Here is a 15,669-nt window from a genome sequence, read left to right on the forward strand (position 1 = left end):
CACTTTGTTTAGGATGGAATTCAGGCGGATCACGCCTTGCGTTTGCGGCCGGTACGGATGAGGCCGCGCAGTTCCTTCAGAACGGTGAAAGAATTCGGCCCGATTGTGCCATCCTGATAGATGCCGACACCGATGGTGACGGGGGCCTGGTCCTTCTGGCAGGTGCGGATATAGTCCGCCAGCACTTGGGCGGAATAACGCGGCGGCTCCATTTCCTTGTTTTCGGTTATATGGAACCACGGCGCGTCGAGGTAGATCGAGGCATGCGCCTGAAGGCCAGCGCCTGCGCCGCGTTTGATGTAGCGCGCACCAAACGGCTTGGCTGGCAAGTCGGTGATTTCACCGCACCAGTAGTCCTGCCATTGTACCTCCGTAGGGAAAGACCAGTGATTGACAGATACCAGGCGGTTCGGGTGTCCCGTCTTCATGGCGGTATAGAGGCGTTCGTTGGGCAGATTGGGGTAACTTTCAAGAGTCTGGAACCAAGAATCGAACCAGTAGCCCGCCAGCTTCTCACCGTAGCGCCGACCGAATTCCTCGAACACGCTGATCAACTGGCGGGAATATTCCGCCTCGCTATAGGTCGGAAGATCGACAGCGGTGCCCGGCATCTGAACCAGTTTGCCAACACCTGGGCAATTCATATACAGCATCAGCCGGATGCCATAGGTGCCTAACGCGTCGGCGAGTTCTGCAATCAGATCTCGCTCGGTCGTCCAGCCGGGGTGCAGCGCTTCCCAGCTCTTGATCGGCGCCGGGCAGGTCGGGTTGCCGTGGTTGACGGTAAAGATCAGATAGCTGGCGCCGCAGTCATCGACCATCTTGGCCAACTTCTTCACGTCCAATGCGTTCACCGCATCCTTGTACGGAATACGCGGGCCTTTCGGCGGCGTTGTCAGATCGAGGAAGTGAAACCACATGCCGTAACCCGCGTTGGCAAACCAATCGGTATTGGACCGGCTGGCTTTGGCACGGGCGTCGGCCGCAGCGACAGCATCGACCTGACTCACCGGAGTCAGTTCGAGCGAGCGCAAGCGGAAGATTTCCCTCCCCTTTTCGCCCTTTACGGCAAGCTTGACGATATTTACACCACGCACCAGACTGAGCTCACCCTGGATGGCAACGCGCTCAAACATATAATATTGGCGCAGCGTCCAGAAGGTATCCGAGTCCGGATCGCCCGGATTGGCCGACGGACCATTCGGATGCGGATAGAAGAAACCCTCGGTGACAGTCGCGGCGAAAGGCAGTTCGGCCTCGCCATTCGCCGACACAGTGATCGGGGTGCCGGCTTCGGTCGTCGAATAGCACAGGGCGACATTGTATTTGCCGGCTTCGGGCGCGTTCACAGTCCAAGCGATTTCCCCCGCACCGAGAAAAGGCAACATCATTTCCAGTTCGCCCGGTCCGAAACGGAATTCTCCCGTGCGTGATAGGGCCTTTGCCGGATAGAGCCGGATCACTGGGTTAAGCTGGGGGATCAATTCCGCGTCGCGGAGAGAAGCCACAGAGGTTCCGGCCGACGCGCTACCCGAAGCCATGAAGACCGGCTTTACAGTTTTCGCAGCCGCCGGAGCGCCGGCGACCGTGCCTAGAAACCCCATCGTCGACAGGCCACTGAGGAGGAAGGTCTTACGTGTCACATTTGCCATTTTTGATAAGTCCTTAATTGTTTATTGCGCCCAGCCGCCCTGGGCCATGATCCCGCCGTCGACCGTCACGCATTCGCCGGTCATGAATGAAGCCCCGTCGCTGGCCAGGAAGCTGACGACGCGCGCCAGTTCTTCCGGATTGCCGAATCGCTTCATCGGATAGGCTTTACGCAGCCGCTCCATGTAGGTCTTGTCGTCGATGCCCGCTGCTACATCACGCAGCAGCGGCGTATCAAAGGTGCCCGGTGCGATGGCCAGCACGCGGATATTGTCCTCGGCATATTCCAGGGCGAGTTGCCGCGTCAGCGACAGGATGCCGCCCTTGGATGCCGCGTAAGCCGCCGCGCCGCGCTGCGACTGGAGGCCCTGCACGCTGGCGGTATTGATGATTGCGCCCTTGCCGCGTGCTTTCATTTGCGGCACGCAGCGCTTTACCATCCAGAAGAAAGACTTCAGGTTGACGGTGAGGATGGCGTCCCACAACGCGTCATCCAGCTCGTGCGCCGGTACGTAACTGGCAGCCGGTTGAATACCCACATTGTTACACAGGATGTCCGTGCCGCCCAGTTCGGCAGCCTTTGCAGCCAACCGGTCGCAAGTTTCAGCCTCGCCCATGCTGCCAGCGACGAAGTGAATCCGTCCGGACAAGCCTTCGGCTTCGTGGGTCAGGCTGTCGCCGGCTGCTGGATCAATGTCGTTGCTGATGACTTGAGCCCCCAACCGGGCAAATTCCAGCGAGAAGGCCTTGCCAAGACCGCCGGCGCCGCCCGTGATTATAACAGTCTTACCTGTAAAATCCGGCCCTGTTTTATCACTACTCATTTCACCCTCTTCATATTTTGATTGCTCCAGAGTGACAGGATATCTTCCAGCGGCAGTCCCTTGGTTTCCGGCAACTTGCTCAGCACCACCCAGAACTGGATCGCCAGGAAGGCGGCACAGGCAAGGAACATGGCCGAAACGCCTAGGGTGTCACGGACTACCGGAAAGGCCTGGTTGATGGCCATATCGGTGAGCCACACGGCCACGGTTGCCACGCCCATGGCCGGAGCGCGCACGCGGGTCGGGAATATCTCGGAAATGACGATCCATTTGATCGGCCCGATAGAGAAGGCGAAAAAGGCGACAAACAGGCACAGCAGGGTAATGATCAGGGCGCCGTCACTGACGCCATAAGCAAAGCACAGGGCAGTCGCCGCCAGAGCGATGCAGGCGCCGGCCACACCCGTCAGCAGGACCGGTCGGCGGCCAAAGCGATCAACCACGAACAGGGAAATGACGGTAAAGCAAGCCAGCACAATACCGATCACCGCGTGGCCGCCCAGGGATGAACCCACCGAGATGCCTGCCTTTTCCAGTATGACAGGACCGTAGTACATCACCAGAGTTATGCCGCTGAGTTCCGAAAAAACAGCCAGGAAGATACCCAGGAACAACGGACGGCGAATGGCGGCACTCCACCAGGATATGGCTTCACCCTTCACCTTCGTACCCGAGCGCGCGATCTGCGTCAGTTCCGCATCGGCAATATCAGCGTTGCCCCGCAGGCGGAGAAGTACGGCGCGCGCCTTCTCTTGCTTGCCAGCAAGGCTCAGCCAGCGGGGACTTTCCGGCACGCATAGCGCCAGCAGAAAGAAAACGACGGAGGGCACAAGCTGGGTCAGAAACATGGCGCGCCAAGTTTCCTGGACGACCAACCAATGCCAGAGACCGGTCAGCGCGGCGCCGCCTGCGCCTTGCGCGAAATCCAGCACCCCGGCATTTGTGATCATCGCCGAAACGATTCCCAGGGTAATTGTCAGCTGGAACAAAGACACCAGGCGTCCGCGCACCTTGGGCGGCGCCAATTCAGAAATGTATAGCGGAGATACCACCGACGCGATCCCAACCCCAAGTCCGCCGATAATACGCCCGGCGATGAGCCATGTCGCCGTCGCTGCAACGCAACAAACGACCGCGCACAGCCCTAATAAAAACGCCGACAGCAACATGACCTTCTTGCGGCCGATAGCATCGCACAAGCGTCCTGCGAGCAATACACCCCCAGCGCAACCGAACAGGCCGGAGGTTACAAACCATCCTTCCATCACGGCCGAAAAATGGAACTCCGCCGTAACCAGCGACAGGGCGCCAGCAATCACAACCGTCTCATAGCCAAACAAAAACCCCCCGATCGCTGAAACCAGGCAGACTAGAGTGACGAAGACGAGATTGCCGCCGTCGCCCGCAATGGCTTCAGCAGGATCTCCCATGTCCGGTTCAATAATATTAGGCATTACACATCTCCATATGTGCCGGATCGACGGCCGCCCACCTTGTGGCGGCCGTCGACGGCGGGTACTCAGGATCAGAAGGTTATCCGGGCGCCGATCGAGTAACGGCGGCCGTCCAACGCATAGAGGCGTGTGACGCCATACTTGTTCGTTTGGCGCATGGCCGACTCCGTCGCGTTCACGACCCAGGCATTGAAGCTCAGACGCTCGTTCACCCGGTAGTTTGCGGCCAAGTCAAGCTGGCCATATCCTTCGGTGAATATGCCATCGCCGAAGAAGCTCAGCGGGTCTTGCACCCAGCGACCACGATAGTTGTAGCCAGCTTGCAAGCTGAACTTGCCGTCATCATAGTAGACGCCAAGATTGTAGGTATCCTTAGAAATACCGGTCAGCGGTAGCGGGTCGGAACCCTGGTTTAACACCACCTTGCCAAACCAGATATGCGTGAGGTTGGCGCGCACACCGGTGTGCTTCAATAGCCCCGGCAGATAGTCGAATGCCTGCTGATAACCGATTTCAATGCCCTTGATATTGGTCGATTCCGAATTGACCGGCTGAGCAACCGACAAGGTTATCTGCCGAATTTCGTTGCTGCCATTCATATGGACGTCGGCGGCTTGGGTACTGTAGTTCGTGAGAACGAGGTTCTGAACATCTTTGCTAAACAGCGCCGCGCCCAACATGCTCTGACGATTGAAATACCATTCAAATGACAAGTCGAATTGATCGGACAGGAACGGCTTCAGGTCTGGGTTGCCCTGAACCAGTGTGCCGCGCCAAGTATCCGTCGATGAAGGTGGCGGCCCAGAAGAGGCATTTGGGCTGCTGGCCGCAGCCAGCAGGTTCATATCCGGACGCTGCATGACGCGTGCTGCCGCAAACCGGATCAGAATGTCGTTGCCAAGCTGGTAACGAACGTTGAGTGAGGGAAGCACGTAGGTGTTGCTGGACTTCTGGGCTTGGACGGCCGCATCGCTATAGCTCAGCGAATTGGAACCGCCGAACAATCCATAGATCAGATAGGCGCCGGGCGAGGGCACATAGCCCGACGAGTATTCGTCGGTCTTGACCACTCGGACGCCCAGATTGGCGCGCAGCAGATCGGCGCTATCGGCAAAATCAAATCGCAGATAGGCCGCCTGCGACTTTTCTTGTACCTCAGTGGTCGTCGTAAGGGACTGGACGGGAGGATTCGACTTAGTCAGCTCCGCTAACGGGAAGTCGCTGAGGAACCGATCGAGATCTACCGTCAGGAAGCTGGTCGGGAAATTAGCGCCGCCGTTATAGCTCTTGAAATAATCCGGGTTGTTATAAACAAACAGATAGGAACTCATGTCCGACGGCAGGCCCGCTGACGAATTGGTCATATAGTTCGGTGTTGTGGCTAGAGTGCGATCCTGTAGATTGACACCAAACCGTACCGCCTTCAGATAGCCCTTATCGAGGTGTCGCGTGGCGTCGAACTTAGCATTGGCGATACGATCTGTCGTCGGCTGGCGGTAGGAGCCTTGAACACCGAAGAAGTAGTAATGCGACGGATCTTTCGGATCAAAACCGTTATTGAAGCCGAAGGTCAAAGGCCCCTTTGGATCGTCAGTCGTGTTATAATATATGTCTGCACCAGGTGAACGGGTTGCCCAGGAAATATAGGCTTGGGTCGTGCGCTCAATAGCGCGGCCATAGGAAAATTCGCCACGCAGGTCCCAGTCGCCGTACGTATAGCGGGCAGACAGAGCCGTAGATTGCATCTGTTGATCGAATTCGTAACGGTTGGCTTGCAGCCACGCAAAGACATTGGAGCCGGACCACGCCGTCTCTACGCCATTGCCATCGACCGTCACTGAATTGGTCGGCGAGAAGCCGAGCGCGCCGGCGCCGACATACCAGTTATTGCCCTGGAACATGTTGTAACGCTGTTTCAGATCTGAGAAGATCGAATCCAGTCGCAGTTCGAGGTTTTCCGTCGGCTTGTACTGGATCGTAGCGGTGGCGCTGCGACGCTTGTTCGTACCGATCAGATCGTTCTGGTGGATACCGTAAACGCGATAGGCCGTACCGGCCGTATAGCTTGAATCCTGCAGGACGCCGTCAGTGCTGAAATTCTGGCTGTCAAACGCGCGATCATTGCTGTCGATGGCAACGCTGACACCCAGCTTGCCACCCAGGAAGACATCGCTGTACAGGGCCGAAATGTGCGGATTGACCTTGCCTGAACGCTGCTCCTCGACACCAGCCTCTGCGCTAATCGAGAGACGGCGCTTACCGATGGTGAGGGGATCGATGGTCTGCATATTGACCGTGGCTGCCAGACCGCTTTCGATCAGGTCTGCGGTCGGGGATTTGTAGACGTCGACGCGGTTGGCGAAGTTCGACGACAATACCTGGAAGTCGAAGGCACGTGTGCCCGAAGCGCTGGGTAACTGACGACCATTGTACAAAGTGTTGGTGAACTTGGGGTCAAGACCGCGCACGCTGAGGAACTGCCCCTCACCCAACGATCGGGAAATCTGCACGCCCGTGACGCGCTGGAGGGATTCGGCGATATTCTGTTCGGGATATTTGCCGATATCCTCAGATGCAATACCGTCGCTGATGACGTCCGCGGCACGTTTGTTGCGCAGCGCTTTCTGCACGCTGGCGGCATAGCCGGTGACGACGACGACCGTCGTATCGTCGTCCTTCGCTTTTTCACTTTTGTTGTTCGTATCTGACGATTGCGCCATTGCCGGCGCCCCGCAGATCAACAGGCTACCGATCACTGTCGATAAGGCGGCCGAACTCACCAGCGCGGCACGGTGTCCGCGCGCATTCCCTTTTTTGAGCATTATTTCCTCCAGCAGGCTCTTTATGGCCTTGTCAACATTCGTATCATTGGTGATACGTCGTGTCAATTGTAAAACGCTAGGCGGTAAACTGGGGAAAGCGTTGGAGATATACCCGCCGTTTGCCGGCTATTTGGGAAAATAATTCGACCATCAACACATTGTATTAATTGATTTAATTTTATTTATTAGCATTAGCTCCGTTGAAAGCTGGTGGAGAACATGCCGGCCATATCCGCAAAAATTATCATGCCGCACCGGCGAGGGACGGCAAATGATAGGGGCAGCGCCAGCGTTATAAAAAATTCACGTGGCGGGGTCTGGGCCAGACTGCGTTTATCCGTTAGCGCCTTGTAATCACTGTGCCCAGAGTTCGAAGTCTGACTGAATGCCGGAACCGGAAAATATTATTCACCTGCCTGGCCGCCTCGCCGAGGGACACGCCAGTGCCGCGACCACGCGGGCTCTGGCAGCCGTAATTGAGGCCTATGACCGACGGCTTTGGCGGTACCTGGGCCGCCGCTTAGCGCAGGACGATATCGCCGATGCCCGGCAAGACGTCTATGGTCGCCTGACACGCATCCTCAGCGCCGATCCGACCGCGCAACTTTCGGCCGCTTACATCTTCAAAACCGCCGATTCCATTGTCCGCGACCACTTCCGCCGACGCCGCGTGCGCCATCACGATTCGCATATTGAACTGGAAGACCATGTCGCCGCCGAAACCCCTTCGGCTTTTGACACTTTGCACTGGCGGCAAAACCTGAACCGAGTCCGGCAGGCACTGGACAAACTTCCTCAGGTGCAACGCCGTGTCCTTCTGTTGCATCGCCTCGACGGCATGAGCCTGCCGGAGGTTGCCCAGGAACTGGGCGTGCCGCTGCGTACCGTCGAACGTCACCTTAGCCGCGCCCTCGTCGCGTGCCGCATTACCCTGGAGGAGGCCGGATGGCCGAAAAGAACATGAGGGATAAGGACCAGCGGAAGCGTTTGGACGCTGCGGCTATGCGCCTCCTCGCCTCTAAAGATATGACGGCTTCGACCAACGAAGACGAAGCGGCGATTGCCGAGACATGGGATGCGCTCGATATACTGCGGGCCGACCCCCACATCATGGCTGAGTTGCGCACCCCTTATCGCGCGCCCTTCTGGCAGCGCACCGACGGCATAAAAACCCTGGGTGCGGGCATGGCCGCCTGCGCGACGATCGCTGCGGTCGCTTTGGCCTTGGTCCTGTCACCTCAAACCTATGTCACTCGCGTTGGCGAACAACGCCTGGTGCCCTTGGCTGACGGCAGCCAGGTCACACTGAACACGGACAGCCGGATATCTGTCCACATAGATGGCGGACAGCGGCGCGTAACGCTGGAACGCGGGGAAGCCTATTTCGATGTCGCCAAGCTGGCAGGTGCCCCTTTCGTGGTGGTTAGTGGTGCGAGCGAAGTCCGCGTCACCGGCACGCATTTCAACGTTCGGCGCGACACGAATTCCGTTCGGGTCGATGTCGAAGAAGGCCGTGTCCTGGCCGGTGCTCATGCCGCCACTAACCCGGCCGGCGCGGCTATACTCACTGCCAACCAGGCCGTGACACTCGATGAGCACGGCCTGGTGCGCCAGCGCAGCGTGGCCGACATCGACCGGGTCAGCAACTGGCGGCGCGGACGTGTCTATTTCAATGAGACCCCCTTGCGTGACGCGGTCGCCGACATGAATCGTTATACCCGCACGCGCCTGGTCATCGCCACGCCGGGCATCGCTGACATGCCGGTCAGCGGCGTCTACCGCGTTGGCGCCTCAGACAGCTTTGCCAGGGCGCTCGGTCTCGCCTATCCGGTACAGGTCCAAACCCACGACAATGTCATAGAAATTTCGCAAAAAGGTCACGCTGCCTTCTAGCTTTGACAGCCTCTACCCCGTGTAGCGTGAAGAGTTTGTGACAACTGGCGGCCCCGTCATCAGACCGCGTTACAGAGGGCTTAGAGTGTTGTTACGAACACGGCACGGGCGGACTTAAGTGGCGCAAAGTGGGTTCAGGCGGAACAGGGTAAAGGGCGGACCGGGGACTATATCCCTGGCCTTGTGTCTGCTGTTTGCCGCTGCGATCTTGCCGGCCCAGACAGTACATGCCGAGGCTATCCAGCCGTTCAGTGTGCCGGCCCGTCCATTGGCGGCCGCTCTGTCGCAGCTTGCCGATCAGGCAGGCATCCAAATCATCTTCGTTGGCGCCGAGGTCAGAGGGCGCAACAGCCACCCGGTTTCCGGCGCAATGGCCGTGCAGGCGGCCCTCCAGCGCGCCGCGGGCAAGGATTTCGAAGTCGTTCAGGCCGGCGATACCTACGTGATCCGACGCCGGGTTAAGACCTTTTCACGACAATCATCCGCGCAACCCTCCGCTATCCAGAGCGACGAGGCGCCTCAAGAGGTCATCGTCACAGCCCGCGTGAGCGCACTGTCGCGTACACCGCTTGAGTCCAGCTATGCCGTCACACGCCTCACGGCCAATACTATCCAGATGTCAGGCGCCTTAAGCGCCGCCGACCTGCTGAAGGCTGTGCCCGGCTTATGGGTGGAATCCTCCGGCGGCGAGGCATCAAACAATATCCGCGCCCGCGGCATTCCCCGTGACGGCTTCTCGTCTCTTGCCGTCCAGGAGGACGGTCTTCCGGTTCAGCATGACCCCGGCCTGGGCTATCTCAATGCCGACCAGTCCTTTCGGATCGACGACACCCTCCAGGCGGTCGAGGTCGTGCGCGGCGGCCCGGCCTCCGTCTTCGCCTCAAATGCTTTGGGCGGCCTGATCAATCTCATTCCGCGCGAGGCGCCGATGCGGCCGGAAATGCGTCTGCGACTGCAAGCCGGCGACGGCAATTACCGGCGCGTCGATCTGTGGACCGGCGGGCCTCTGGGTGAGTGGCGCGTGGCCACCGGCGGTTTTTATCGTGCCGACAACGGCCTGCGACCGACGGGCTATACCGCCGACCAAGGCGGACAATGGCGGCTGAGGGCTCAACGCCAATGGGACCACGTCAAACTCTCCCTGGATTACAAACATCTCGACGACCGCGTTGCCTTCTACCTGCCCGTGCCGCTGCAAGTGACCGCCGACGGTGAGATCAAGCCCGTGCCCGGCTTTGATGCGCTCTATGGCACGCTGGCCGGCCCGGATACCGCCGCGGCGAAAATGCTTGATGCAAAAGGGCAGCCCTACCCGTTCGATCTGAGCCGCGGCACCCAGGTCCTGCTGGATCAATATACGGTCAAGCTTCGTTATGAACTGAGCAATTCCCTGACTCTGAATGAAAGCCTGCGCTGGCGCCGCTCATCGACCTGGCGCAACGGGCTCTTCCCTGGCTACCCCAATACGGCCAGCGAAAAACTGAAGACCTACCTACCGGCGGCGCAGGCCATCTACCCACAAGCCACGCAGCTCGGGCTGAGCTATGCCGACGGTACGGGTTTCGCCGGGGACGGACTGGCTATCGACGCCACCCTGTCCTCGGTGCGCATCCCGCTCAGCGAACTGATCAGTGACACGAAGCTTGAAGGTCAAGCAGGCGGGCATCATTTCACCGCCGGCCTTTATGTGGCCCAGATGAACATGTCGATGCAACGCCTGACCGCCACCACTCTACTGGAAGTGCGCAATCAGGCGCGGCGCCTGGATATCGTGGCCTACGATGCCGTCGGAAATGCCTTAGGCGCCATGACCCAGGATGGCTTTACCCGCTACGGCGCTCAGTTTGACAACTATTCCGGCACTGAGCGATCGATCGCAATATACGGCACCGACGAATGGACCTTCGGCAAATGGCGCGCCGACATCGGCATCCGGCTGGAACAACTGAAGCTGGCCGCCAATGTCGAACAAAGCCAAGCCTTTCAGGGACCGGATACCCTTCATATCGGTGACGATACGGTGCTGGGCGGCACCGGACAGTTCAGTCTTCTGTCACGTGAGTTCGACGGCCAGACACTGTCCCTTGGACTGACCCGGCCGATAGATGACCGAACCCAGATCTATGGTCGCCTTACGCGCACCCGGTACCTGCCCAACCTGACCGACCTGACCTCGCCCCCCGCCGGCGACATCCACACCGAACCCGTCACCCTATCCGAGTTCGGATTCAAGCATGCGACCCCGGGCAGCTACCTGCAAATTGTCGCCTTCTCGACCGCCTTTTCCGCCTATCGTGTCACCGATAACGTCTTTGACGCCAAGACCAACGCCTATTCGCAACGCGCCGCCTATGGCGATACTCTGACCGTTGGCCTGGAGGTCGAGGCACTGTGGCGCGCGCACCGCGACCGCAACGGCCCGGATCTGGCCCTGAGTGCGACCTGGCAAAAGCCACGCTTCGAGACCTTGCGCTATACCGAACTGGTCAATGGTGCGGCGATGGTCCGCGACTTCAGCGGCAACCGCTTGCTGCGTGTCCCCGAAATTATGGTTCGCCTGACGCCTGGTTATGGCTTCGCCAAGGGACGTGGCCGCATCGAAACCCCGATCGAATATTACGGTGATCGTTTCGCCGATGCCGCCAATACCGCGCGCCTACCCGCCTATGCCACACTCGGCGTCGCCTTGCGCTATGATCTGACGCCACGCCTGACCTTTATCCTCACCGGCGACAATCTCGGTCAGACCCTCGGCCTGACAGAAGGCAATCCGCGCGCCGGTCAGATCGTCAGCGGTGACACCGGCGAGACCTATTTTGCCGCCCGGCCGATATTCGGCCGCAGCTTCCGCGCGGCCCTGTCCTTTAGACTTTAATTGGAGAGCCATATGTCCCTGAAAATCCTGGGCCTCACCGCCCTCGCCGCCGTGTGCGCCCTAACATCCGCGAAGGCGGCCCTTGCGGCCCCCGATGTCGTTTTGAAAGGCCGACTGACCGGCGCCACGCACCAAACCTATATCGACCTGCCGTTCCTAGTTCCCGAAGGCGTCAACCGTATTAGCGTCAGGTTCCACTATACCGGCCGCGAACAGAAAAGCACCATCGACCTGGGCCTCAATGACCCGAACGGCTTCCGCGGCTGGAGCGGCGGCAACAAGTCAGAATTTACCCTGTCCGCCACTGATGCCACCCCCTCTTACCTACCCGGCCCGATTATCGCCGGCACCTGGAACCTGGTCATGGGCGTACCCAATATGCGGCCAGCTGCGACCTCAGAGTACGAGGCCGCAATCACCTTTGGCCATGTCAATGACAAGGCAGCTGTCTCGGCCTTCACCGACAAGCCATTGAACGACAAGGCCGGATGGTATCGCGGCGATTTTCATTCACATAGCGCCCATTCCGATGGCAATTGCTTGTCCCTCGGCGGCCGGACCGTACCGTGTCCAGTGTTTCTGACACTTCAGGCCGCCAAGGCGCGCGGTCTCGACTTCATTGCGCTCAGCGATCACAACTCGACTTCGCAATATGACGCTGAGCGCGAACTACAACCGTATTTCGATACCCTGCTGCTGATACCGGCGCGTGAAATCACCACCTTCCACGGCCACGCCAATATCTTTGGCACGACCGAATTCGTCCCCTTCCGCCTTGGTACGAAGGACCTGCCCGACGTCAAGACCTTGGCAGGGATCGTCCATACCAAGGGCGCGCTGATCTCAATCAACCACCCGATGGCACCAACCGGTGAAGCCTGTATGGGTTGCGGCTGGGACGCCCCAACCGATTACACCGATATCGACGCCGTGGAAGTGGTCAATGGCGGTTCGGTCTTCGCCCAGCACGATGTTGAAGGCCCGACCGACGGCATTCCCTTCTGGCAGGCCCGCCTGAACGAAGGCTATCATCTCACGGCCATCGGCGGCAGCGACAATCACGATGCTCCGGACACGCCTGACCATCGCAGCCCGGTTGGCCTGCCAACCACTGTCATCTACGCCGAAAACCTCTCCCAGGCCGACCTGCTCCACGGCCTGAAAAAAGGCCGCGTCTTTGTCGATATGGGGGTCGGTGCCGATCGCATTCTGGACCTCAAAGCCAGCGTTGAAGGCCGAGGTGAAAAAAAAATGGCGGTGATGGGCGAAACTTTGGCGGTCCGCGCTAAAAGCAACGTTTTAGTAGAAGTCGAAATTAAAGGCGAAGCAGGAAGTCACGCCGAACTCATTTTCAATGGTAAAGCCCTGCCGCAGGTTCTGTCTGTGGAATCCGAACAGGCCACTGTTAGTTTTCATGTCACCCCGAAGGGCCCCGGCGCCCAGTGGGTGCGCGTAAATATACACGACCAGGATGGAAATATTAAAATGATATCCAACCCGATATATTTCAACATATATAAAAAATAAATCTACAATCATAATACTGAAATATACTTAGTTTATCCTGCCCGCGCAGCCTTTGCACCAAGCAATAGCGAAGCTTTTACATAGCGCACAAGGGATAACCATGTCTTTTCAGTCCAAATTTACTCTACTCACATCTGTCGCAATGGTCGCGCTGACCTATGGCGGCGCGACCTTCGCCCAGGAGCTCAATACACAAGTCACTGCCGCAGCGCCCGACCCAGCCGTCGAAGTCATCGTTACCGGCCGCGCCGGCACCGGCAAGCGCACAAAGGCGGAAACCAGCTATTCCGTTACCAACATCAATGAAGAAGCCCTGCGCCTGCAGGCGCCGACCAGCGTCACTGAAGCGCTGAAATCGGTCCCCGGCTTCTGGGTGGAAGCCTCCGGCGGCGAGGCCTCGGGTAATGTCCGCGCCCGCGGCGTGCCGGTCGATGGCTACGGCTCCATCACCCTGCTGGAAGACGGCATTGCCGTTGCCCACGACCCGGCGCTCGGCTATCTCAATGTCGATCAGGTTTTCCGCGTCGATGAAACCATCGATCGTATCGAAGTGGTGCGTGGCGGCCCTTCGGCCGTCTTCTACTCGAACGCCCCCGCCGGCGCGGTCAACTTCATCCCACGCAAGGTCGGCGCCGAAGCGTCGGGCCTCGTCAAGGCCACGGTGGGTCAGGACGGCCTGTTCCGCACCGACTTTTGGTATGGCGCCCCGATTGGCGACTGGAAAGCCTCGATCGGCGGCTTTTATCGCAATGAAACCGGCGTCCGCGACCCGGGCTTCACCGGCAACAAGGGCGGCCAGCTCCGCGCCACGCTCAGCCGGGATTTCGACCGTGGCAGCCTTTCCTTCGATGTGAAGCGCCTGGACGACACCGTCGTGTTTTATACCGGCATTCCGATGCGCACCTATGCGAACGGTGACATCAAGGCCGTTCCTGGCTTTGACGGCAATTACGGCACCTTGACCGGCCCCGAAACCTCGATGGCCGACATGAAGATGGGCGATGGTTCTACCTACCACTACGACAACACAGTCGGCACCCAGGTGAAGCGCACGCAACTCACCGGCCATTTCGACTTCGAGGTCGCAGAGGGCTGGAAGCTGAAATCGACGCTGCGTTACAATGACACCACCACGCAGCGCAACGGGATGTACCCCAACACCCTGCTGAGCGCCGCTAAATTCCTGGACCAAAACAAAGCGCTTATAGCCACGGTACCGGGGGCGACGGCCCTGCAACTGCGCTACAACTCAACGCCGACCCAGACCTATGACACGCTGATGCAGAACGGCAACGGCCTTGTCACCGTCGCGGGTCTGCGCGGCATTACCATGCCGGTCAAGGAAGTCATGAGCGACAACCAGATCTCGCACCGCTTCGATCTCGGCTCGCAAACCCATGACGTGACCTTCGGCGCCTATTTCGCCCATATCGACGAAAGCTTCAGCCGTTACTCGTCGAGCTACGTCACCGACGTCCAAGACAATGCCCGACTGCTCAATCTGGTGGCAGTCGACGGCAGCGGCAACCTGATCAAGGCGCTTACCGAGAACGGTGTCTGGCGCTACGGCTATGAATGGGAAAACGCGTCCGGCGAACAAACCACCTATGCCGCCTATCTGGCGGACGAATGGCAGATCACACCTGACCTGCGCGTCGATGGCGGCCTGCGTTGGGAAACCATGACGGCGCGCGGCCGTGTCGAGCAGAAGAAGACGGTCAATCTCGGCACCCTTACCACCTCGCAGATCCTGATGGGTAACGGCACCTTCGCCACCTATGACCAGACCTTCGACCACACCACCTGGACCCTAGGCGCCAACTACCAGTTCGACACGCGCTCTGGCCTCTTCGCCCGTTATACGTCGGCGGCGCGCATGCCAAGCCTCGGCAACTACGTCACCAGTGCCACGGCCAAGCCGATAATCCAGACCATGGACCTTGGCGAAGCCGGCTACAAGTTTCGCAGCCGCACCATTGATCTCTACGCCACCCTGTTCTGGACGCAGTACCACAACGTCGCCTTCAGCAATTACAAGTTCGACGTAATCACTGGCGTCTCGACCTCGGAAGCGGCCTTTGCCAATACCGAGACCCTCGGCCTGGAACTGGAAGCCGCTTGGCGTCCACTCGCCTGGTTCGACGTAACCGCCACAGCGACTCTCGAAGACCCGCAGTACAAGGGCCTGACCTATACGGACAGTTCCAATCACCTGCAGGACTATGACGGCAACCAACTCATCCGCGTCCCGAAAACATCCTTGCGCGTCGTCCCCGGCTTCAACCTGCTGGATGATCATCTGCGCCTGCAGGCAGCCGTCGAGTATGAAGGCGAGCGCTTCGTCGACACAGCCAACTCGGTCAAGCTGCCCGACTATACCGCCATCAACCTGTCGGCCCGGTACAAGGTCACGGACGACATGTCGCTATATGCCTATATCGATAATGCGACCAACTCGCTGGGCCTGACCGAAGGCAACCCACGTGCCGGTGAACTGGCTTCGGCCGATGCCGGCGCCAATACCTTCATCGCACGCCCGCTCCTTGGTCGGAACTATCGCCTCGCGTTGATGTACAAGTTCTAACCTGATGGGAAACAGCTTCGCAGGCCATAAGACCTGCGAA

General features: G+C 59.0%; 9 protein-coding genes. 5 read left to right on the top strand and 4 right to left on the bottom strand.

All coding sequences use genetic code 11. The annotated features are described in order from the left end of the window. Positions 1–29: 29 nt before the first annotated feature. The 4 genes from RCJ00_RS07555 to RCJ00_RS07570 all read right to left on the bottom strand — a co-directional run bounded on the left by RCJ00_RS07555 (position 30) and on the right by RCJ00_RS07570 (position 6,750). Positions 30–1,652, bottom strand: coding sequence for an alpha-L-fucosidase (locus RCJ00_RS07555; protein WP_316221187.1), 1,623 nt, complete (start codon positions 1,650–1,652; stop codon positions 30–32). A 21-nt stretch (positions 1,653–1,673) separates the two neighbouring features. Continuing rightward, positions 1,674–2,474 carry an SDR family NAD(P)-dependent oxidoreductase gene (locus tag RCJ00_RS07560; protein ID WP_316221188.1) on the bottom strand — a complete coding sequence of 267 codons (801 nt, stop codon included), beginning with the start codon at positions 2,472–2,474 and terminating at the stop codon, positions 1,674–1,676. After that, positions 2,471–3,928 (bottom strand): sugar porter family MFS transporter, encoded by a 1,458-nt coding sequence (locus tag RCJ00_RS07565; protein WP_316221189.1) that lies wholly within the window; start codon positions 3,926–3,928, stop codon positions 2,471–2,473. Before RCJ00_RS07565 ends, RCJ00_RS07560 begins: the two co-directional genes overlap by 4 nt. 71 nt (positions 3,929–3,999) lie before the next feature. Continuing rightward, complete coding sequence (locus RCJ00_RS07570) at positions 4,000–6,750, bottom strand: TonB-dependent receptor (protein ID WP_316221190.1); 2,751 nt, start codon at positions 6,748–6,750, stop codon at positions 4,000–4,002. Between the two features lie 385 nt (positions 6,751–7,135). Here RCJ00_RS07570 and RCJ00_RS07575 point away from each other — a divergent pair, with 385 nt between their 5' ends. The 5 genes from RCJ00_RS07575 to RCJ00_RS07595 all read left to right on the top strand — a co-directional run bounded on the left by RCJ00_RS07575 (position 7,136) and on the right by RCJ00_RS07595 (position 15,629). After that, on the top strand, positions 7,136–7,714 hold the full coding sequence (locus RCJ00_RS07575) for an RNA polymerase sigma factor (protein WP_316221191.1): 579 nt from the start codon (positions 7,136–7,138) through the stop codon (positions 7,712–7,714). Then, the gene (locus tag RCJ00_RS07580; RefSeq protein WP_316221192.1) at positions 7,696–8,643 is read left to right on the top strand and encodes a FecR family protein; all 948 of its coding nucleotides are present in this window, start codon (positions 7,696–7,698) and stop codon (positions 8,641–8,643) included. Before RCJ00_RS07575 ends, RCJ00_RS07580 begins: the two co-directional genes overlap by 19 nt. Before the next feature lie 181 nt (positions 8,644–8,824). After that, the gene (locus RCJ00_RS07585) at positions 8,825–11,518 is read left to right on the top strand and encodes a TonB-dependent receptor (protein WP_316221193.1); all 2,694 of its coding nucleotides are present in this window, start codon (positions 8,825–8,827) and stop codon (positions 11,516–11,518) included. A 12-nt stretch (positions 11,519–11,530) separates the two neighbouring features. Further along, on the top strand, positions 11,531–13,045 hold the full coding sequence (locus RCJ00_RS07590; protein ID WP_316221194.1) for a CehA/McbA family metallohydrolase: 1,515 nt from the start codon (positions 11,531–11,533) through the stop codon (positions 13,043–13,045). A gap of 100 nt (positions 13,046–13,145) precedes the next feature. Further along, positions 13,146–15,629: a TonB-dependent receptor gene (locus tag RCJ00_RS07595; RefSeq protein WP_316221195.1), complete on the top strand. Its 2,484-nt coding sequence runs from the start codon at positions 13,146–13,148 to the stop codon at positions 15,627–15,629. The last annotated feature ends 40 nt before the right edge of the window (positions 15,630–15,669 follow it).

This window comes from Asticcacaulis aquihabitans (genome assembly GCF_032490435.1).
Taxonomy (GTDB): domain Bacteria; phylum Pseudomonadota; class Alphaproteobacteria; order Caulobacterales; family Caulobacteraceae; genus Asticcacaulis.